This window comes from Couchioplanes caeruleus (assembly GCF_023499255.1).
GTDB classification, from domain to species: Bacteria; Actinomycetota; Actinomycetes; order Mycobacteriales; family Micromonosporaceae; genus Actinoplanes; species Actinoplanes caeruleus_A.
This window is the reverse complement of sequence record NZ_CP092183.1, coordinates 5,186,771-5,206,130: the sequence shown is the minus strand read 5'-3', so window position 1 is coordinate 5,206,130 and position 19,360 is coordinate 5,186,771. Positions and strand designations below refer to the sequence as shown.

Annotated in this window: 23 protein-coding genes; 7 read left to right on the top strand and 16 right to left on the bottom strand. The window is 74.7% G+C overall.

The window, feature by feature from the left end; translation table 11 throughout:
• The first annotated feature begins 52 nt into the window (after positions 1–52).
• Positions 53–2,668, top strand: coding sequence for a CHAT domain-containing protein (locus COUCH_RS24175; RefSeq protein WP_249607478.1), 2,616 nt, complete (start codon positions 53–55; stop codon positions 2,666–2,668).
• Between the two features lie 6 nt (positions 2,669–2,674).
• Here the strand turns inward: COUCH_RS24175 and COUCH_RS24170 are convergent, their stop codons facing one another.
• From COUCH_RS24170 to COUCH_RS24160, 3 genes are all read right to left on the bottom strand, one after another.
• Positions 2,675–4,057, bottom strand: coding sequence for a pectate lyase family protein (locus COUCH_RS24170; protein WP_249607477.1), 1,383 nt, complete (start codon positions 4,055–4,057; stop codon positions 2,675–2,677).
• Between the two features lie 111 nt (positions 4,058–4,168).
• Complete coding sequence (locus tag COUCH_RS24165; RefSeq protein ID WP_249607476.1) at positions 4,169–4,429, bottom strand: DUF3040 domain-containing protein; 261 nt, start codon at positions 4,427–4,429, stop codon at positions 4,169–4,171.
• A gap of 27 nt (positions 4,430–4,456) precedes the next feature.
• The gene (locus tag COUCH_RS24160) at positions 4,457–4,795 is read right to left on the bottom strand and encodes a hypothetical protein (protein ID WP_249607474.1); all 339 of its coding nucleotides are present in this window, start codon (positions 4,793–4,795) and stop codon (positions 4,457–4,459) included.
• A 277-nt stretch (positions 4,796–5,072) separates the two neighbouring features.
• Between COUCH_RS24160 and COUCH_RS24155 the strand changes: the two genes are divergently transcribed.
• The gene (locus COUCH_RS24155) at positions 5,073–5,657 is read left to right on the top strand and encodes a redoxin domain-containing protein (RefSeq protein ID WP_249607473.1); all 585 of its coding nucleotides are present in this window, start codon (positions 5,073–5,075) and stop codon (positions 5,655–5,657) included.
• An 8-nt stretch (positions 5,658–5,665) separates the two neighbouring features.
• Here COUCH_RS24155 and COUCH_RS24150 read toward each other — a convergent pair whose 3' ends face one another.
• Entirely contained in the window at positions 5,666–6,466 is an 801-nt protein-coding gene (locus COUCH_RS24150) for an SAM-dependent methyltransferase (RefSeq protein ID WP_249613796.1), read from the bottom strand.
• 108 nt (positions 6,467–6,574) lie between these two features.
• Here COUCH_RS24150 and COUCH_RS24145 point away from each other — a divergent pair, with 108 nt between their 5' ends.
• Positions 6,575–7,960 carry a glycoside hydrolase family 5 protein gene (locus COUCH_RS24145; protein WP_249607472.1) on the top strand — a complete coding sequence of 462 codons (1,386 nt, stop codon included), beginning with the start codon at positions 6,575–6,577 and terminating at the stop codon, positions 7,958–7,960.
• Here the strand turns inward: COUCH_RS24145 and COUCH_RS24140 are convergent.
• Positions 7,940–8,338, bottom strand: a complete 399-nt coding sequence (locus COUCH_RS24140) for an STAS domain-containing protein (protein WP_249607471.1) — start codon at positions 8,336–8,338, stop codon at positions 7,940–7,942. The genes COUCH_RS24145 and COUCH_RS24140 overlap by 21 nt on opposite strands.
• A 158-nt stretch (positions 8,339–8,496) precedes the next feature.
• Between COUCH_RS24140 and COUCH_RS24135 the strand changes: the two genes are divergently transcribed.
• Positions 8,497–8,676, top strand: a complete 180-nt coding sequence (locus tag COUCH_RS24135; RefSeq protein WP_249607469.1) for a hypothetical protein — start codon at positions 8,497–8,499, stop codon at positions 8,674–8,676.
• Positions 8,677–8,691: 15 nt separating this feature from the next.
• Here COUCH_RS24135 and COUCH_RS24130 read toward each other — a convergent pair whose 3' ends face one another.
• The 8 genes from COUCH_RS24130 to COUCH_RS24095 form a co-directional block, all read right to left on the bottom strand.
• Positions 8,692–9,216, bottom strand: a complete 525-nt coding sequence (locus COUCH_RS24130; RefSeq protein ID WP_249607468.1) for a VOC family protein — start codon at positions 9,214–9,216, stop codon at positions 8,692–8,694.
• Between the two features lie 47 nt (positions 9,217–9,263).
• Positions 9,264–10,010 carry an energy-coupling factor ABC transporter ATP-binding protein gene (locus tag COUCH_RS24125; protein ID WP_249607467.1) on the bottom strand — a complete coding sequence of 249 codons (747 nt, stop codon included), beginning with the start codon at positions 10,008–10,010 and terminating at the stop codon, positions 9,264–9,266.
• Positions 10,007–10,768, bottom strand: coding sequence for a cobalt ECF transporter T component CbiQ (cbiQ, locus tag COUCH_RS24120; RefSeq protein ID WP_249607466.1), 762 nt, complete (start codon positions 10,766–10,768; stop codon positions 10,007–10,009). Before cbiQ ends, COUCH_RS24125 begins: the two co-directional genes overlap by 4 nt.
• Positions 10,768–11,175, bottom strand: a complete 408-nt coding sequence (locus COUCH_RS24115; protein WP_249607465.1) for a PDGLE domain-containing protein — start codon at positions 11,173–11,175, stop codon at positions 10,768–10,770. The genes cbiQ and COUCH_RS24115 overlap by 1 nt, the downstream gene beginning before the upstream one ends.
• Positions 11,172–11,882: an energy-coupling factor ABC transporter permease gene (locus tag COUCH_RS24110; RefSeq protein WP_249607464.1), complete on the bottom strand. Its 711-nt coding sequence runs from the start codon at positions 11,880–11,882 to the stop codon at positions 11,172–11,174. Before COUCH_RS24110 ends, COUCH_RS24115 begins: the two co-directional genes overlap by 4 nt.
• 160 nt (positions 11,883–12,042) lie before the next feature.
• Positions 12,043–12,867, bottom strand: coding sequence for a helix-hairpin-helix domain-containing protein (locus COUCH_RS24105; RefSeq protein ID WP_249607463.1), 825 nt, complete (start codon positions 12,865–12,867; stop codon positions 12,043–12,045).
• A gap of 103 nt (positions 12,868–12,970) precedes the next feature.
• On the bottom strand, positions 12,971–13,831 hold the full coding sequence (locus tag COUCH_RS24100; RefSeq protein ID WP_249607462.1) for an SCO6745 family protein: 861 nt from the start codon (positions 13,829–13,831) through the stop codon (positions 12,971–12,973).
• 15 nt (positions 13,832–13,846) lie between these two features.
• Positions 13,847–15,061, bottom strand: a complete 1,215-nt coding sequence (locus tag COUCH_RS24095) for a hypothetical protein (RefSeq protein ID WP_249607461.1) — start codon at positions 15,059–15,061, stop codon at positions 13,847–13,849.
• Between the two features lie 126 nt (positions 15,062–15,187).
• Between COUCH_RS24095 and COUCH_RS24090 the strand changes: the two genes are divergently transcribed.
• From COUCH_RS24090 to COUCH_RS24080, 3 genes are all read left to right on the top strand, one after another.
• Positions 15,188–15,799, top strand: a complete 612-nt coding sequence (locus COUCH_RS24090; protein WP_249607460.1) for a TetR/AcrR family transcriptional regulator — start codon at positions 15,188–15,190, stop codon at positions 15,797–15,799.
• Between the two features lie 129 nt (positions 15,800–15,928).
• Positions 15,929–17,416, top strand: a complete 1,488-nt coding sequence (locus COUCH_RS24085) for an FAD-dependent monooxygenase (protein ID WP_249607459.1) — start codon at positions 15,929–15,931, stop codon at positions 17,414–17,416.
• 10 nt (positions 17,417–17,426) lie between these two features.
• A complete protein-coding gene (locus COUCH_RS24080; RefSeq protein ID WP_249607458.1) occupies positions 17,427–17,909 on the top strand; it encodes a hypothetical protein in 483 nt (160 codons plus the stop codon).
• Positions 17,910–17,946: 37 nt separating this feature from the next.
• On the opposite strand, the gene COUCH_RS24075 is transcribed toward COUCH_RS24080, so the two are convergent.
• The 3 genes from COUCH_RS24075 to smpB all read right to left on the bottom strand — a co-directional run bounded on the left by COUCH_RS24075 (position 17,947) and on the right by smpB (position 19,355).
• Positions 17,947–18,468 (bottom strand): alpha/beta hydrolase, encoded by a 522-nt coding sequence (locus COUCH_RS24075; RefSeq protein WP_249607457.1) that lies wholly within the window; start codon positions 18,466–18,468, stop codon positions 17,947–17,949.
• Entirely contained in the window at positions 18,465–18,707 is a 243-nt protein-coding gene (locus COUCH_RS24070) for a hypothetical protein (protein WP_249607456.1), read from the bottom strand. The genes COUCH_RS24075 and COUCH_RS24070 overlap by 4 nt, the downstream gene beginning before the upstream one ends.
• 165 nt (positions 18,708–18,872) lie before the next feature.
• Positions 18,873–19,355, bottom strand: a complete 483-nt coding sequence (gene smpB / locus COUCH_RS24065; protein WP_249607455.1) for an SsrA-binding protein SmpB — start codon at positions 19,353–19,355, stop codon at positions 18,873–18,875.
• Positions 19,356–19,360 lie beyond the last annotated feature (5 nt).

The window sequence follows — 19,360 nt, the reverse complement described above, 5'->3', positions numbered from 1 at the left end:
CTCCGTCGGTACGCTGACGTCGACGTGCTCGCGTCTTCTCAGGCGGTGTGACATGGACACAGAGCTGGACCTGCGCGAGCGGGCCGACGCCGCGTACAGAAGAGTCCTGCTCGATCCGGCCAGATACGCCGCCGAGGCGGAAGTCACCGTAGTGCGGGCCCGCTCGGCCGGCGACGTGGAGGCGCTGGTCGTCGCGCTGAAGGCGGTGGCGTGGGCCCGGCACGTCGCGCTGGACAACGAGGGTGCGCGCGGGCTGCTCGACCAGGGCGTACGGCTCGCCCGGCGGCACGGGCTGCCCCGGCGGCTCGGCGAGCTGCTGCTGACCCGCGCCGTCGCGCTGCACGAGCTGGGCCGGTACGACGCCGCCGCCCGCGACCTGCGGCTGGCCGAGCCGCTCATCGAGCCGGGGGAGCGCCCGGAGGTGCGCTTCCAGCTGGCCGTGCTCGAGCACAACCGGGGCCGGCTGGGCGCCGCCGCGGGCGCGTACCGGGAGCTGCTCGACGACCCGGACTGCCCGCCGTTCGTCTGGGTCAAGGCCGCCAACAACCTCGCCAACGTGCAGACGCTGCTCGGCCGGCCGCAGGAGGCCCTGGGACACCTGGAGCGGGCCGCCGAGCTCGCCGCCGGCCTCGGGCCCCGGCTGCCCGCGGTGATCGCCGACAGCCTGGCCTGGTCGAGCTACCACGCCGGACGGCTGGCCGAGAGCGTCCGCCGCTTCGAGGAGGCCGGCCGCCTGCACGCCGCCGCGGGCCTGCCCCTGGGCGAGCACCACCTCGAGTACGCCGACGTCCTGCGTGACCTGCGCCTGCTCGACGAGGCCATGGCGGCGGCCCGGTCCGCGGCCGCCGACTTCGTCCGCCACGACGCCCGGCTGATGGCCGCCGAGGCCCGCCTGCGCTGCGCCCGCCTCGCCCTGGAGCTGGGGGACCCCGCGACGGCCCTGGCCGAGGCGACGTCCGCCGGGCGTGACTTCCGGCGGCAGCGGCGGCCGGCCTGGGCCGCGCGGGCCACCGTGGCCGCCGCCGAGGCGCTGACCCACCGCGACGGGCCCACGCCGCAGGCCCTGCGCAGCCTGCGGACCGCCGCGGCGACCCTGGAACGGCTGGGGCTGCGCGCCGAGGCCGCGTACGCCCGCCTGGCCGCCGGCCGGGCCGCCCTCGCCCTGGGCCGCCGCGCCGTCGCCGGTCGGGAGCTGACCGCCGTGGGCGCGCTCGCCGACGGCCACTCGCTGCTGGTCCGGCTGCGTGGGCATCTCGCGCGGGCGCTGCTGGCCGAGGCGCAGGTCAGCGGCTCCGGCGGCACCGCTGCGGTGCTGCGTGAATGCGTACGCGGCCTGCGCGACCTGGCCCGCCACCGGGCCGCCCTGCCGTCGCTGGAGCTGCGGGTGCTCGCCTCCGGGCACGGCGCCGAGCTGGGCGAGATCGGCCTGCGCACGCTCGTCCCGGCCGGCTCGGCGACCAGCATCCTGGAATGGCTCGAACGCACCCGGGCCGCCGCCCTGCTGCGCGTGCACCCGGCGGCGACCGGCATCGACGAGGACGTCATCGCGCTGCGCGGCGTCGAGCAGGAGCTGCGGGCCGCCCGGCTGGAACGCGGCGAGGAACCGCCGCAGCTGCTCGCCCGGCAGAGCGCCCTGGAGGCCCGCATCCGGCGCCGGTCGTGGACCGCCGAGGACACCGGCGGCGAGGCCGCATCCCCGGTCCGCGCGGCCGGGCTGCGGCGCGCGCTCGACGGCGCCTGGCTCGCCGAGTACGCGGTGATCGGCGAGCGCACCCTCGCCGTGGTGGTGGAGCCGCGCCGCACCCGCATCGTCGAGCTGGGCCCCATCGGCCCGATCCGGCACGAGTCCGAGGCCGCCGCGTTCGGCCTGCGCCGGTTGCTGCAGGGCACCCGGTTCAGCGCCGTCGCCCGGGCCGCCGCGCAGGAGGCGCTGGACGGGCTCGCCCGGCTGCTCGTCGTACCGCTCGGCGTTCCGCCCGACGTGCCGCTGGTCGTGGTGCCGTCCGCGCAGCTGCTGGACGTACCGTGGTCGCCGCTGCACCCGGCGCCGGTCTCGGTGACCCCGTCGGGCGGGTTGTGGGCCCGCGCGCACCGCGGCGGGGCCGCACCCGGCTCGCGGGTCGCCGTCGTGGCCGGGCCCGACCTGGAGGGTGCGATCGAGGAGGCCGGCACGGTGGCCGCCGAGCACGCCGGGGCGCGCACGCTGCTGCCGCCGGTCAGCACCGTGGACGCCACGCTGGGCCTGGTCCGCGACGCCGACCTCGCACACCTCGCCTGCCACGGGCTGTTCCGCTCGGACAGTCCGCTGTTCTCCGCCCTGGAGCTCAGCGACGGCCGGCTCACCCTCTACGAGCTGCTCGCGCGCGGGATCGCACCCCGGCGGGTGGTGCTGGCGTCGTGCAACTCCGGGGTGCAGCGCGCGTACGGCGGCAACGAGGTGCTCGGCTTCGTCGGCGCCATGATGTCCAACGGCAGCGCGGGCATCGCCGCGGCGGGACTGCCCATCCCGGACGGCGCGTGCCAGCCGTCGATGACCGTGCTGCACCGCAGCCTCGCCCGCGGCGACTCGCTGGCGACGGCGGTGTGGCACGCGCGGGAGGCGCTCGCCGCGGGCGGCCCGGAGGAGTACGTGGCCTGGTGCGGGCTGACCGCGTACGGGCCCGGCTGAGCTCGCTCAGCAGCCGAGCTTGCCGGCGCCGGCGGATCGGGCCACGAGACCGGGGACGGCCGCGGTCGGGTCCAGCCGGGGACGCAGCACGGGCACCCATCCTGCGTCGGGCGACAGGTCCGGGTCGTACGCGGCGTTGTGCGCGGCCACCAGGTCCACGGGTACGGCCGGCCCGCTGCCGACCCGCACGAGCGAGCCGATCGCCGTGATCCGCGTACCCTTCCAGTCCTTGATGATGTCGGCGTCGGGCACGTCGGCGCTGCGCACGAAGAAGTTGTTCTCCGCGTAGATCGCCGAACCCACCCCGGCGCCCAGCGAGTACGAGTAGTCGTCATCGGTCAGCGTGTACGCGTTGTCGTAGACGTCGACCTGCCCGTACCGCACCCGCGGCGCCCGCTGCAGCACGTTGCCGAACCGGTTGTGGTGGACGGTGACCCGCAGCTTCCCGACGTCCACCCCGGCGGTGTCGGTCGAGCCGATCAGCATCGTCTTGTCGTGGTCGTAGTAGTCGTTGTAGGACACGGTGACCAGGTCGGACCCGCGGATGATGTCGGTCGCCCCGTCGTGCACCTGGTACGGCCGCCCGAAGTACAGCGGCTGGTCGGCGTCGTGGTTGTTGCCGTCGCTGAACGTGTCGTGGTCGATCCAGACGTTCGTCGCGCCGCTGAGCGACACCAGGTCGTAGAGCGAGTTCCAGTTGCCGGCGGAACCGTCGGTGGGATCCCAGGCGGGGAAGCAGTCCGCCGCGTCGGTGAACGCGATGTTGCGCACGATCACGTTGCCCACGCCGGTCAGGGTCAGGCTGCCGTGCGCGATGCGCGCCCCGTCGATGCCGATCAGCGTGGTGTTGCTGCCGACCGGGATCCGGATCTGCGCGCCCTGCCGCTGCGCCGACCGGGCGCGGGCTTCCTCGAGCGGCCCGGACGGTTTCTCGGTGCGACCCCAGACCGCCGGATCATAGGTACGCAGGAAGGCGTCGAGATCGTACTCGGGGTCGGCGTAGTCCGCGCAGGTCAGCGGCGTGCCGTCGGGGCCGGCATCCATGTCGATCCGGCCGCTGACGAAGACGATCTTCGGTACGGCGTTCGCCGCGCCGCCCAGGGCGGTGAGCAGCTCGGCGCGGTTGTGCGCCACGGTGATGTGCGCGTCGTCCGCGGCGGAGCCACCGGTCGTGCCGGCTCCGGCGGCGGCCCAGCCGTCGTCGGGCGCCAGCGCCTGCCGGGCCGGCCGCAGGGCCCCGGCCGGGACGCCCCCGTGCCCGGCAAACGGCGCGATGGCATGCGCGGCGGTGGGCGCGGTGGCGTCCGCGGTGGTGGACGCGGCGGCCGGGCTGACGGTGCTGAGGATCAGGGTGGGGATGACGGCTGCTGAGGCCAGGCGTCCACGCATGGGAATGCTCCTGGGGGAGTCAGGAAAGCGCTTGCCTGGTCACCGTCACATGCCCCGGGGTGCGAGTCAACGCCCACGGACGTGCAGGAAGTTTGCAGTGACCCGGCCGGGTCAGCCGCGGCCCTTGAGCGCGAACGCCATCCCGGCCAGCCAGGGGAACACCGCGAGCACCGCCCCGGTCACCCCGCCGAACGCGAGCAGCAGGATCGCGCCGAGGCAGAGCACGGCGCCGATGATCAGGGGCGTGCGGCCGGGCGGTCGGCGGGGCTCGTGGAAGGCGGCCGTGAAGCCCGGGTCCTCCGCGTGCAGCCGCCGGACGATGTCGTCGAAGCTGCGGTTGTCGTCGGGGAAGCTCTTCTCGGGGTCGGCCACGTCGTCACCTCCGTGGTCCGCGGATCCTCACACGGTACCCTCGCCGTCGGAGAATGCCAGGCTGAGAATGGCGTGCGCGACCCAGATCGCCTGCGCCTTCGAGTCGTACGGGCCGACCCGCAGCTCGACGGCCTTGTCGCCGAACAGGGCGCGCACGGTCCAGGCGTTCGGATGCCGCTCGTCCTCGCGGCTGTGGTTGACGATCAGCTGGGTGGCGCCGCGCACGTTGACGGCCGACCACTTCTCGTCGCCCGTGGGCCAGGCCCGGAACCAGCCCGGGGCGACGGCGACGACCTCCTTGTTCGCCTCGTCCAGCGCCCACTCGAGCTCTTCCGGCACCGGCGGCTCCGGGTGTGCATGCGTCATGGCGACCGTCCCGACTCGTACGCGTCCGAAAGGTCATGGTAAGTGGTGCTTTGCGGGGCGGAGGCGACTTCGCGGGGAGCCGCCGGCCGGCATCCCGGTCGGGCGGGTCGCGGTGGTGACGGACCCGTTCGGTACGAGGCTGACCGTCCTCGACCTGTCCCGCGGCCGATACCTCACCGAGCCGGACGGCACCGTGACCGGCGTCGAGGGGTGAATGTCGCCCGATGGTCATGACCTTGTCACCAACACCTATCAATTCGGTAGGTATTCTGGCGGCATGACCACGACTTCGGCGTACCGGCCGCCGGCCACCGATCTCGTGTTCCGGCAGCAGCTGGAGCGCGACGCCATCTGGAGCCGGATGGTCGCGCCGGGCGGGCGGATCCCCGACCTGGCGCTGGTCGAGGCCGACCTGGGCCCGATCCACCTGCACCGCCTGCTCGACACCGGACCGTTGGTGCTGGTCTTCTTCCGCCACGCCGCCTCGGCCGGCTGCGACGCGGCGCTCGCGGCGTACGGGGAGAAGCTCGCGCCCGTGCTCGACGGCCTGGACGCCCATCTGGTCGCGGTCAGCCCGCAGCGGGCCGACCGGCTCGCGGCGCTCAAGCGGCGGCACGAACTGGGCTATCTGGTGGCCGCCGACGCGCGGCATGCCCTGATCGACGCGTTCGGCATCGGCTTCAGCAGCCCGGCGAGCGTCGACGTGCTGGGCACCGGCCGCTCGACGCTGCCGTATCCCGCCGTGGTGATGGCCGACCGGTCGGGCGTCGTGCGGTACGTGGACGTGCGGCCCGACGCCGCGGTCCGCACCGATCCGAAGGACGTCATCGCCGCGGTCCGGGGTCTGCGTCCCGGCCGGTGAGCCGCCGGTCAGGGTTTGCGGCCGACCCCGGCCCAGACGTTGACCTCGTTGTTCGCGAACACCGGGTCGCCCGGCTGCGGGCGCCACTCGCTGGCCGGGACCACGCCCGGCTCGACCAGCTCCAGGCCGCCGAAGAGCTCGGCGAACTCCGTGCGGCCGCGCGTCCACACGTCGCTCTTGCCGTCCTCGACCATCCGCTGGTAGAGCGCCTGCTGCTCCGGGGTGCCGAAGTCCGACGTGGCGTGGGTGGCGACCAGGAAGCTGCCCGGCGGCAGTGCCGCGAGGAGCTCGCCGACGATCGGGCGGGCCGCGCCGTGGCCGTGGATGAAGTGCAGCACGGCGATCAGCATGAGCCCGACCGGCCGGTCCAGGTCGAGCGTCTCCTGCAGGGTCGGGTCGGCCAGGATCGTGCCCGGGTCGTTGAGGTCCGCCTCGATGTACGAGGTCCGGCCCTCCGGGCTCGTGGTGAGCAGCGCACGGGCGTGGACCATCACGAGCGGGTCGTTGTCGACGTACACGATGCGGCTCTCGGGCGCGACGGCCTGGGCGACCTCGTGGGTGTTGTCGGCGGTCGGCAGGCCGGTGCCGATGTCGAGGAACTGGCGGACGCCGGCCTCGGCGGCCAGGTAGCGGGTCGCGCGCTGCAGGAAGGCGCGGTTGGCCAGCGCTCCCTTGCGGACGTTGGGGAACGCCGCCTCGAGCTCGTCACCGGAGGCGCGGTCGGCCGCGAAGTGGTCCTTGCCGCCGAGCCAGTAGTTGTAGCGGCGGGCCGGGTGCGGCACCGACGAGTCGATCCCGGACCTGCCCATGTCGACACCGTCCACGCGCACACCCCTGTCGAGCCGATGGTGCCGGTAACCATAGTCGGTGGATCGCCCGTCTGGCGGTCCAGGGCCGCCCGGGGGAGGCTGACGGGCATGGATCACGATGTGCGCCTTCGGGTGCGGGGGGACCGGCTCGTCCGCGGCGACGGCTCGCCAGTCGTGCTGCGCGGGGTCGGGCTCGGCGGGTGGATGAACATGGAGAACTTCATCACCGGGTACGCGGCCACCGAGTCGCAACAGCGGCGGGCGCTGCGCCGGGTGCTGGGCGAGGAGGCGTACGAGGCGTTCTTCGAGCGGTTCTTCCCCGCGTTCTTCGGCGCGGACGACGCGGCGTTCCTGGCGTCGCTGGGGCTGAACTGCGTACGGATCCCCGTCAACTATCACCACTTCGAGGACGACGACCGCCCGTTCGAGCTCAAGGAGGACGGCTTCACGCGCCTCGACGCGGCGATCCGGGCGTGCGCGGATCACGGGCTGTACTCGGTCATCGACCTGCACACCGTGCCCGGGGCGCAGAACCAGCACTGGCACAGCGACAACCCGACGCACTGGGCGAGCTTCTGGACCCACCGGCACTTCCAGGACCGCGCGGTGCACCTGTGGGAGGCGTTCGCCGAGCGCTACCGCGACGACCCGTGGGTGGCCGGATACAACCCGCTCAACGAGCCGGCCGACGTGACCGGCGCCGCGATCGGCCCGTTCTACGAGCGGGTGGCCGCGGCGATCCGGGCGATCGACGCCGGCCACGTGCTCTTCCTCGACGGCAACCGCTACTCCACGGACTTCAGCGCGTTCGACGAGCCGCTGCCGAACACCGTGTACACCACGCACGACTACGCGCTGCCCGGGTTCGTCGACGGCGGGCCGTACCCGGGGCAGTCGCGGGGGCAGTACGTGGACAAGGCCCGGCTCGAAGAGACGTTCCTGCTGCGTACGGAGTACATGCGGCGCACCGGCACGCCCATCTGGATCGGCGAGTTCGGCCCCGTCTACACCGGCGACCCGCAGCGGGACGCCATGCGCTACCGGGTGCTGCAGGACCAGCTGGAGATCTACGGGCGGCACGGCGCCGGATGGAGTCTGTGGACGTACAAGGACATCGGCCTGCAGGGGCTGGCGTACGCGGACCCGGAGTCGCCGTACATGACCCGCATCCAGGGGTTCCTCGAGAAGAAGGCGCGGCTGGGCGCCGACTCGTGGGGCAGCACCGACGCCGGCGTCCGCGACCTCGTCCGGCCGGTCGAGGAGATGTTCGCGCGGGAGTTCCCCGGCTTCCAGCCGTACCCGTGGAACGCGCAGCGGTGGATCCACCAGCTGATGCGGCACATCATGTTCGCCGAGCCGCTCGTGGACGAGTTCGCCGCGTGCTTCGCGGGCCTCACCGCCGCGGAGGCGGCGGACCTGGCCGACTCCTTCCGCCTGGACCGGTGCGTACGCCGGGAGCCCCTGCTCGACCTCCTACGTGGCCTGCCGCAGTGACCCGCCCGCCGTGCCGGTGCCGTCGCGTGTGGGCAGCGGCAGCACCGGCGCGCCGGTGCCGCCGCCCAGCCGGGCCGACGACTCGGCGGTCGCCCCGAACAGCTCCAGCACGCCGGTGACCTGCAGAACCGTACGGACCGCACCGCGCGCGTTGATGATCTGCGGCGTCTTCCCGGCCTGCCGCGCCAGCAGGAAGCCCTCGAGCAGCGTGCCGATCGCCTCCGAGCCGAGGACCGCGGTGTCGTGCAGGTCGACGACGAGCATCGGTGCGCGGTTGTCGTGCACGGCGTCGTACAGTTCATGGCGGAGTTCGTCGCGGCAGTCCGCGTCGAGGTCGCCGAAGAGCCGCAGGCACACTTCCCTGCCTCCGTCGACCATGACCCGAATGATCCTGAAATGCTCCGGCCGCATGGTTCTTTCTAGCAGCGCGGCCCCGGCGTCCCCCTCGAACGGGTGACCCGGGGGCGGAGGTTGGTGCTGCCGGCGGCCGGGTATCACGCGACGCGTTCCATCATCCACGAGACGGACAGGACCACATGGCCATCGAGCACAGCATCAATCCGCAGTTCCGGGCCGGCGCCGCCGGCGACGACGGCGCCCCGGCGGTCGACACCGACCACAGCGACGAGGCCATGTGGCGGCTGCGGCACCCGTTCGAGCCGGCGCCCGCGGGCCACGACGGCGCCACCGACGCCGACGGGACCACCGCGGCCTGACCCGGCCGGATGCCGTCAGGCCGGGGAGACACCCCGGACCCGGCTGACGGCGCCGGACACTCCCCCCAGCTCCCGGTCGAGGGACTCCTGCGCGTCGCGCATCGCCTCGGCGTACGCGGGCTCGCCGAGCCGGCGCATGCCTTCCTCCGGGGTGACGTCCTCGACCACCGAGCTCACCCACCAGATGTTGCCGAACGGGTCCCGCACCCGGCCGCCGCGCTGGCCGAACGCTTGCGTGGCCGCGGCGGTGACGACCCGCGCGCCCGCCGCCTGCGCCCGTCGCATTGTGGCGTCGGCGTCCGCGACGAAGACCCGCAGCAGCGCGGGCATCTCCGGCCAGCCGGGCCGCCGGTCGAACGCGAGAACGACGGTGTCGCCCACCCGGATCTCGGCGTGCCCGATGGAGCCGTCCTCGAGCGGCACCCGGCCGAGCTCCACGCCCTCGAAGGTGGCGGCGACGAAATCGAGCAGCAGGCCGGTGTCGGGCGTCACGATCCACGGGGCGACGGTGGTGTATCCGTCGGGAGTCGTCGAAGTCATGCCCCGACCGTAGGGCTCCTACCGGTCACTTCCCGTCCGCAATCGGCTCAGGGGCGTACGGGATGGAAACCGTACGGCAGCTCCAGCCGGTGCGCCGCCAGCAGCTCCGCGTCCGCGAGCAGGTCGGCGGTCGGGCCGTCGGCCGCGATCCGGCCGCCGTCGAGGATCACCGAGCGGGGGCAGAGCTGCATCGCGTACGGCAGGTCGTGCGTCACCATCAGCACGGTCACCGGCAGCCGTTGCAGGATCTCGGCGAGCTCACGCCGGCTCGCCGGGTCCAGGTTGGACGACGGCTCGTCGAGCACCAGCAGCTGCGGGCGCATCGCCAGCACCGTGGCCACGGCGACGCGCCGGCGCTGCCCGAACGACAGGTGGTGCGGCACCTGCTCGCGGTGCTCCGTCATGCCGACCGCCGCGAGCGCCTCGTCCACGCGCTCGCTCAGCTCCGTGCCGCGCAGTCCCAGGTTGGCCGGGCCGAACGCCACGTCCTCGGCCACCGTCGGCATGAACAGCTGGTCGTCGGGGTCCTGGAAGACGATGCCCACGCGGCGGCGGATCTCTGCGAGCCGGGCCCGGTCCCGCGCCTCCACCCGCAGGCCGCCGACCTCGACCGTGCCGGCCCCGCCGTGCAGCACGCCGTTGAGGTGCAGCACCAGCGTCGTCTTGCCGGCCCCGTTCGGCCCGAGCAGCGCCACGCGCTCGCCCTCGGCGACGGTCAGGTCCACCCCGCGCAGGGCCACGCTGCCGTCCGGGTACGCATACGTCAGCCCCGACACCTGCAGCCCTGCGGTCACTGGAGCGCCGCCGTGAGTGCGACGGCGACCGCCGCCGCCGGCAGGGCCGCCGACTGTGCCCACTGGGCGGCCGTCGCGCCCCCGGTCTCGGGACGGGGCAGCCGCCCGTCGTATCCCCGCGACACCATCGCCAGGTAGACCCTCTCACCGCGCTCGTACGCCCGCAGGAACAGCGACCCCACGCTGACCGCGAACGCCTTGACCTGCCACAGGAACCTCGGATCGTAGCCGCGCGAGAGCCGGGCGATCCGCATGCGCCGCGCGTCCTCGGCCAGGATGTCGAGGTAGCGCAGCATGAACGTGGCGATCTGGGTGAACACCGACGGCACGCGCAGCCGGTCCAGGCCCAGGATCAGGTCCCGCATGGTGGTGGAGGCGGCGAGCAGCAGCGACGCCACGACGCCGAGCGTGCCCTTGGCGACGATGTTCCACGCGCCGTACAGCCCGTCGACGGACAGCGACATGCCGAGCCAGCCGACCCGCTCGCCGTGCCCGGCGAACGGCAGGGCGACGGCGAGCAGCACGAACGGCAGCTCGATGCTGGCGCGCTTGGCCAACCATCCCAGGGGTACGCGTGCGAGCACCGCGACGGCCGCGAGCAGCAGCGCGTACCCGCCGAAGGCCGGGAACTCCTCCCGCGGGGTCAGCACGACCACGATGGTGAAGAGCAGCGTGGCGAGGATCTTCACCTCGGGCGGGAGCCGGTGCACCGCGCTGGGGCGGTCCAGGTGCAGCGGGTGGGCGTGGCCGGCGCCCACTAGACCTCGGCTTCCGTCCGTGCGGTGCCGTCGGCGCGGCCCGGGTCGGCGGGGCGTGGGCCGGCCTGCGGGGCGGGGCGGCGGCGCACGAGGCGGAAGAGGCCGGCGCCGATCCCGAACGTCACCAGCACGCCGAGCACGCCCGACAGCCCGGTGGACAGCGCGTCGTCGCCGAGGCCGCGGATGCCGTACCCGGCCAGCGGGCTGCCGTTCAGCTGGTGGTCCTGCTCCTTCTGCGCCATGCACGTGCCACCGGTGATCCGGCCCTCGGCGTCGAACGTGCAGCCCTGCCGGGCCGTGGCGTCCAGCCCGTCCGGGCTGCCGGAGGCGAACGCGCTCACCACGCCGGCCAGCAGCAGGGCGACGAGCAGGCCGCCGGCGAGGAACCATCCGAGTCGCTTGCTCATGCGGCGCCTCCGCCCACGGGTACGGGCTCGGCCACGGGCGCCTTGCGGAACCGGCGCAGCGCGTAGACCAGGTCGGGGCGTACGCGGGCCACGGTCATGACGGTCGTCGCCGCGATCAGTCCCTCGCCGATGCCGATCAGCGTGTGCACGCCGGCCATGGTGCCGGCGATCGCGGGCAGCGACAGCTGTGTGGTGCCGCCCAGCCAGTATTCGGCGACGAAGCCCTGGGAGGCGATGACGACGCTCACCACGGACGCGGCGAAGGCGGTCACGCCCAGTCCGGCCGGCGTCTTGGGCAGGATCCGCAGCAGCCCCGCCACCAGCAGGTAACCGGCCGCCGTGCCGAGCAGGGCCATGTTGGTGATGTTCAGCCCGAGCGCGGTGAGCCCGCCGTCGGCGAACAGCAGGCACTGGACGATCAGCACGGTGGAGACGCACAGCGCGCCCACCCACGGGCCGACGAGGATCACCGCCAGGGTGCCGCCGAGCAGGTGGCCGGAGACGCCGGGCAGCACCTGGAAGTTGAGCATCTGCACGGCGAAGATGAACGCCGCCACGAGCCCCGCCATCGGCGCGAGCCGGTCGTCGAGGTCGGCGCGGGCCCGCCACACGCAGAACGTGAGCGCGGCGGCGGCGAAGGCCGCGAACACCGCCGACACCGGGCCGTTCACGATCCCGTTGGCGATGTGCATCGCCATTGTGTCCATCGAGCCTCCCCAGGCTGCCTCGGTACGGGCCAGCATATTGGGAGCCCATGGTTATTGCATAGTATTGGCAACTAGGTCACAGTGGCGGCCTGCCACGCCCATACAGCAGCATGCCCGCCCGGTCGTCCGGGCGGGCACGGGTGGTGCGTGAGCCGCTGAGTCAGCTGCCGATGAGGGCGCGCGCCCTGTCCGGCCACGTGCCGAGGCTCGGCGCGAGCCGCATCCCCGCGGCGGTGATGGTGGCCTTCAGCGTGACCGCGTCGGCGGCGGCCAGCTGCTCGAAGGTGGTGATGCCGCCGGCGGCCAGGGCCATCGCCATCTTCGGGCCGATGCCGGCGATCCGGGTGAGGTCGTCGGGCTCGTGATCCGGCCCCGCGCCGACCGGCTCGGCCGCGACCGTGGCTTCGGCGGCCCCGACCGGCTCGATGACCGGCTCGGTGACCGGCTCGGCCACGGGCTCCGGGACAGCGGCGGCCACCGACTCGGGCGTGGGAACGGTGACCGGTGCCGCTGCCGGCTCGGCAACGGGTGCCGGCTCCTCGGCGAGGGCCGGCTCGGCGACCGGGTCGGCGACGGCCACGGCCGCCGGTGCCGGGGTGACCGGCTCGGGCGCGACCGGTTCGGTGCTGACGGCGACGGGCTCGGGTGCGACGGCCACCGCGGTCGGCTCCGGGCGCGTGGCCACGGCGACCGGGGACGGCTTCGGCTCCGCGGCGGCCACCGGCTCGGCGGCCACCGGCTCGGCGGCGACCGGAACCGGCTCGAGCTCGGGCTCCGGCTCGGGCTCCGGCTCGGCGTCGGCCTCCGCCGGGCGCGGCTCCGGGACCGCGGACCCGGCCGGGCGGCCGGCGGGTGGCTCGGCGGGCTGCGCGGCCGCGGCGGGACCGGGCTCCGCGGACCTGGCGGTGACCTGGCGTCCCCGCAGCAGCCAGCCGGCGAGCACGCCGACCACCAGCCCGGCAACGAGGGAGAGGAACGATGCCACTGCATGCCTCCGGACGGCTTCGGGTGAAGATGTAGCGCGCATCATAGGGGAGTGCCCCACCCGCCTCGCACCTGAACCGCCGTCACGCCGGTCACATCGACGTCTACCGGCGGCGGCCCGGTGCCGCGCCGCTGAGGAAACCGGCCTTGACCAGCGTGCGGCTCAGCGGCCGGGCGAGCTCGGCCAGCCGTACGCAGCCGTCGGCGCCGAGCACCTCGTACGCGGGCGCCGCCAGCCGGTCGGTCTCCGCCTCCAGGCGCGCGCGCAGCTCGTGGCCCTCACCGGTGAGCTCGTCGCCGGCCATCAGCCCGCGGGAGCGCAGCGACTCGGTCTCGGCCGCCCACTCCTCGCGGCTCCATCCGCGGCTGGCGCGCAGGAAGCCGCCGTCGGCCTGACCGGACGCCGCGTGCAGGATCATCGACTGCAGTCCGGTGATCCCGGCCAGCAGCAGCGCCGCCACGTGACCGTCGCCGCGGAACTCGCGCAGCAGCATCTGTGCGTGCCACAGCACCAGGTGCGGCTCCTTGGGCCACTCCAGCTCGGCGTGGGCGGCGTACAGCGGGCGGCCCGCCAGGTGCGCCGTCGCCGACTCGGCCGCGCGCCGTGCCAGGGCCGCCGCTTCCGCGACCTCGGCGGCGCGCAGGGTGTCGCCGAGACCCCGGTGCAGGGCGGTGTCCGCCGCGGCGAGGCGGGCCGCGATCGCCGCCTCCGGGGTCACCGTCGCCCAGATCGCCGGGAGGAACCGGGCCACCCGGTCGGCCCGGAAGTTGTAGAACGTCGCCACGACCGGGCCGGGGCCGACCGCGCCGAAGACCCCGCCACGGCTGGCGAAGTAGCCGGCGCCGGCGGAGATGCCGAGGGCCTCGTACCGCTCGGCGGCCTCGGGGACGAAGTAGACCATCGAGTGCAGGGGCTCGGCGAGCCGCCAGGCCTCCCGGGCGACCGCGGGATCGAGGGATGTCATGCCCGCATCCTGTCATTACCCGCCGGTAGGCGCGACGGTCAGTGCGGCGAGACCGGCCACCGCCTGCACGTCGACCCGGTCGGCGGTGTCCGTCCACGACCGGGTGGTGAACGTCTGCCCGGCCGCCACGCCGCGGTGCGTACGCCCGCCGAGCATCACCGACCCCGCCCCGCGGCCCACCTGCACGCGCACCGGCGCCGCCCCGGCGGTCCGTACGTCGAACAGGCTCACGCCGCCGGACATCCGTACGGTCAGCGTCCCGTCCGGCCGGGGCAGCGTGAGCATGATCCGGCTCGCGCCGCCGCTGAGGTCGACCCCGCCGACCCGCCCGCCGGTGAGGTCGATGGTGCTGCTGTCGGCGCCGCCGCCCACCCGCAGGTCCCACCGCACCCGCGTGCTGAGCGCGACGTCGACCGCGTCCGCGTCCCCGTCGAGGCGCAGCCGGATCCGCCCGTCACTCTCGTCCGCGCGGGGCGACACCGCGCTGCCGGCCGGTGTGCTGACGCGGTAGAGCGTGTTGCCGAGGTCGGCGGTCCGCAGCGTGATCGTCCTGGCGCCGTCGACCAGGTCGAAGGCGGCGGCGGTACGCCCGCCCAGCGCGCCGGTCACCGTGTGCGCTGCCGCCGCGGCCGCGGGTGGGCCCCACGGGCGCGGCGCCGGGTCGTGGCGGCTCAGCGCGAGCACGGTCGCGCCGGTGAGGACGAGCGCGACGGCGGCGATGCCGGCCGCGACCAGCCACCGGCGGCCCGGCGGCCCGGCGGCCGCGCCCGGGACGTCGGCGGACGAGGGTGCCGGGCCCGGCGGGCCGGCGGCCCACGGGTCCGTTCCAGCCGGGACCGGCGACGGCTGGGCGGCCGACGGAGCGCCGGGCCACCACTCAGAGGGCGACGGGGCGAGGGCGTCGGGTGAGCGATCTGACGGCGCCGGGCCCTGCGCGTCGGACGAAGGACCTGAGGGCGACGGGCGGGGAGCGTCCGGTGAGCGATCTGACCCTGACGTGCCGGACAGAGCGGTAGGGGTCGATGGGCGTCCGGTGAGGGCGAGGGACAGCGCGGCCCGCGCCAGGGTCGCTCCGGTCCAGGCGGCCTCGGGCGGCGCCGTCGCCGCGGTGATCACGGGGAGTTCCTGGGTGGGCTCGTCCCCGGGCAGCGGAGTGCCGGGTGCGGGCCAGTCGGGCGGTGCGGCCTGCGCGACCCGGTCGTCGGGTTCCGGTCCGGTGGATCCCTGCATGGTGGTCCCTCCATGTCGGTGCCATCCGTCGGTACGGCCCGCCGGCGTCACCGGGCCGGGTCGACCACAAAAGTTGCGTGCCACGAAATATTGCGTACCACGCAGAGTTTGCGTAGCGTCGTCGGTATGGGGTTGCGCGAACGGAAGAAGGCTGAGACGCGGGCCGCTCTGAGCTGGGCGGCGATCCGGCTCACCGTGGAGCGCGGGTACGACGCCCTCCGGGTCGAGGACATCGCCGCGGCGGCGGGGGTCTCGCCCCGGACGTTCAACAACTACTTCTCGAGCAAGGCCGAGGCCATCACGTCGCGGCACCTCGACCGGCTCCTGCGGTTCGCGGCGGAGGTCCGGCGCCGCCCGCCCGCGGAACCGCTCTGGGATGCGCTCGCCGGGGCCGCCCTGGCCGGGTTCGAGCCCGGCCCCGAGGTGGTCGCGCATCCCGTGCCCGACCCGGTCCAGTGGGCCGCCGGCCTGCGCGTCATGGTCTCCGAGCCCGCGCTGCAGGGCGAGATGCTGCGGGCGGGCGCGGCCGCCCGGGAGGAGATCGCCGCGGCGGTCGCCGGGCGTACGGGCACCGACCCGGGCATCGACCTCTATCCGCATCTCGTGGCGGCCGCCGTGCTGGCCGTCGTCGACACCGCCACCACCCACCACCTGCGCACGGGCGCATCCGCCCCGGCCGAGCGCCTGCTCGCCGAGGGCTTCGCCATGGTCGCGGCGGGACTTCCCGAGCCTCGCTGACCCTGCCGGCGGCGGACTCCCCGAGCCCGCTGAAGCTGCCGGCGGCGGGAGCGTCCCAGCCGCTCTGAGGCGGGTTGCCGGGAAGCCCGGCCACGGGCGGATGACCCGTACCTTCGAAAGGAATCCACCATGGACGTCGTCATCGCCGGCGCCGGGCCGAACGGCCTCATGCTCGCTTGCGAGCTCGCCCTGGCGGGCGTCCGCCCGGTCGTGCTGGAGCGCCGCACCGGGCCCGGCACCGAGCAGCGCGCCAACGGCCTGGTCGGGCAGGTGGTGCGGATGCTGCACCGCCGCGGCCTGTACGAGCGCCTCGCGGACACCGGCGGGCCGCCGCAGCCCGCGCCCGGGTTCCTGTTCGGTGCGTTCCCGCTCGACCTGCGCGACGTGCCGGACAACGCCGTCTACACGCTGATGGTGCCGCAGCACCGGATCGAGCGGATGCTGCGCCAGCGTGCGGCCGAGCTCGGCGCCGACATCCGGCACGGGTACGAGGTCACCGGCTTCACCCGCACCGACGGGTCCGTGACGGTGCAGCTGCGTGACCGTCCGCCGCTCGAGGCCCGGTATCTGGTCGGCGCGGACGGCGGCCACAGCGTCGTCCGCAAACTCGCCGGGATCGGCTTCCCCGGCGCGACCGACGATCGCGTGGTCTCCCGCGCCGCGCACGTCAGCGTGCCCGCGGAAATGATCGGTGCGGACGGCGGCCTGATCGTGCCCGGCTACGGGGTGGTGCCGCCGCTGCGGCACATCCGAACGGAACGCGGCCTCGTCGTGTGGGGCGTCATGCCCGGCCGGGCGCCGCTGCTGTCCACGATGGAGTGGGACCGGCCGGCCGATGGCGAGCCGTCCCTGGCCGACCTGGCGGCCAGCGTACGGCGGGTCCTCGGCGCCGGCGTGCCCCTCGGGCCGCCCACGGGTGCGGGCCCGCACGTGCTGCGGCGGCTGTCCGGGGGCAACACGCGGCTGGCCGAGCGGTACCGGGACGGCCGGGTCCTGCTGCTCGGCGACGCGGCGCACGTGCACCCGGCCATCGGTGGCCCGGGTCTCAACCTGGGCCTGCAGGATGCGCTGAACCTCGGGTGGAAGCTCGCCGCCGACCTGCACGGGCGGGCGCCGGAAGGGCTGCTGGACACGTACGAGTCGGAGCGCCGCCCGGTCGCCGAGCGGGTCACGATGCACACCCAGGCCCAGTCGGCGCTCATCGCGCCCGGCAGCCAGGTCACCGCGCTGCGCGAGCTCTTCGGCGAACTGCTCGCCCTGCCCGCCGTCCGCAGGCACATCGCGGACCTGCTGGCCGGCACCGACGTCCGCTACGACATGGGTACGGCGACCGGCCCGCACGTCGGCCGCGCCGCCCCGGACCTGCCCGGCCTGAGCGAGCTGACCCGTACCGGCCGGTCATTGCTGCTCATCCCGGACGACGGCGCGGGCGGCGGGTTCGACGCGGGGGAGTGGGCGGACCGGCTGGACGTCGTGGCGGTGCCGGGGCTCGCGACGGCGATGCTGCTGCGGCCGGACACGTACGTCGCCTGGGAGGGTGACGACCGGGCCGGCCTGCGCGACGCCCTGAACCGGTGGCTCGGCGCCGGAGGATTGGTGCGCCGGGGCGGGCACTAGGCTGCCCGGGATGGAGGATCTGGCCGACCGCCTCGCCGCGCTGGAGTTCCGGGACCTCACCCAGGAGCGGGTCACCGCCCTGATCATCGACGCGGTCGTGGCCTGGGGCGAGGAACGGGGCTGGCGCGTCTACCGCCGGGCGCCCAGCGTGGTCCGGCTGCCGCCGCCGCTGGACCGGCAGCACTCCGTGCTCGACGTGGCGCTGGCCCGCCCGTCCGCGCCGCCGATCGTCGTCGAGGTGGACCACACCGACCGCCGGCGCACCGTGGAGAAGCTGCTGGCGGAGGCGGAGGAGGGCCGCATCCCGTGCTGGATCCGGTGGGGCCCGGGCCGCATCGCCGAGCCGCCCCCGCCGATCCACCTCATCGCGCTGCCGGTGACCCGTCAGCAGGGCCGCTACACACGCACGGCGGCGCCGGAACGGCCGGCACCGGAGCATTCGGCGCGCCCGGTGACCGGGGAGGCCGCCGAACTCCCCCTGGACGGCGGCTGACGGCCGGCATTCAACCGATCAGCACGAGAGCCTCCGATCAGGAGCCGAAGACGGCGATCAGCGCGTCGGCGAAGGTGCGGCGCCAGTTCACGTAGTCGTGGCCGCCGGGGTATTCCGCGTACGTCACCGGGTAGCCCTTGGCGCGCAGGACGTCGCGCAGGCGCCGGGTCGCCGCCAGCAAGCTCGGCTCGCCGCCGCGGCCCGGCTCGGTCTCCCGGTCCCCGGCGTCCAGATAGAAGCGCAGGTCGGCGCGGGGGCGGGCGGCGTACTCGCGGGTGAGCCACTCCGGCTCGCCGGCGCTCGGGGCGGGCCACCAGAAGCTGCCCGACTGGGCGATCACCGCGCCGACGGCCTCGGGCGCCTGCAGCGCCAGGTGGGCGGCGGCCAGGCCGCCGAGGGACACCCCGGCCACGCCGACGTCGCGGGGGTACGGGCTCAGCCCGTACGCCCGCCGCGCCCACGGCATCAGCTTGCGCAGCACGAAGCGGGTGGCCACCGGCGACGACGGGGCCAGGTCGGCGTCGCGGGTGGCGTCCGTGCCGTGCACGAAGACCGTCACGAGCGGCGGGATCCGGCCGGCCGCGACGAGGTTGTCGAGGTCACCGGATTCGCGAGCGCGGTGCGGGCCAGGTGGCCGTCGAAGACGATCAGCGCCGGCGCGCCCGCCCGGTCGGTGGCCGCCGGGCGGTGCACGCTGACCCGGCGCCCGCCCACGACGGCCTCCGTCAGCTCTCCGGCGGGGACCTGCGGGTCCGGCACCGACCTGGTCTCCGGGGCGGCGCGGGGCAGCGTCAGCACGGAGACCCGAGCAGTCGCCGTCCGTCGGGTCGCCCGGGTCGCCGGGGAGGCACAGACGGTCGGGGTTCAGCGGGTCGACGTGCGTCGGCCCGCCGCCGGTGTCGCCGGGCGGGATCCAAGCCTGCTCCGGTGGCAGGTGAGAGAGCCAGTACCCGGTGTCACGGATCAGTGCCGGCTGCGCCCCTTCAGGTGGCGTCCCAGGGCCCGGGCGATCTCCCGGTTGGCGTCGCGCTCGGCGATCGCCTGGCGCTTGTCGTACTCGCGTTTACCCTTGGCCAGCGCGAGCTCGACCTTCGCCCAGCCGTCGTTGAAGTACAGCGACAGCGGCACGAGCGCGATGCCGGGCTCGCGCAGCTTGTCGAGGATGCGCTCGATCTCGACGCGGTGCAGCAGCAGCTTGCGGGTACGCCGCGGCGCGTGGTTGGTCCACGAGCCGAAGCCGTACTCGGCGATGTGCAGGTTGTAGAGCATGAGCTCGCCCTCGTGCTCCTGCGCGAACGCGTCGACGATCGAGGCGTACCCGGCGCGCAGCGACTTCACCTCGGTGCCGGCCAGCACGATGCCCGCCTCGTACGTCTTCAGGATCGCGTAGTCGTGGCGCGCCTTGCGGTTGGACGCGATGACCGTGCGACCGGTCTCCCTCGGCATGCGGC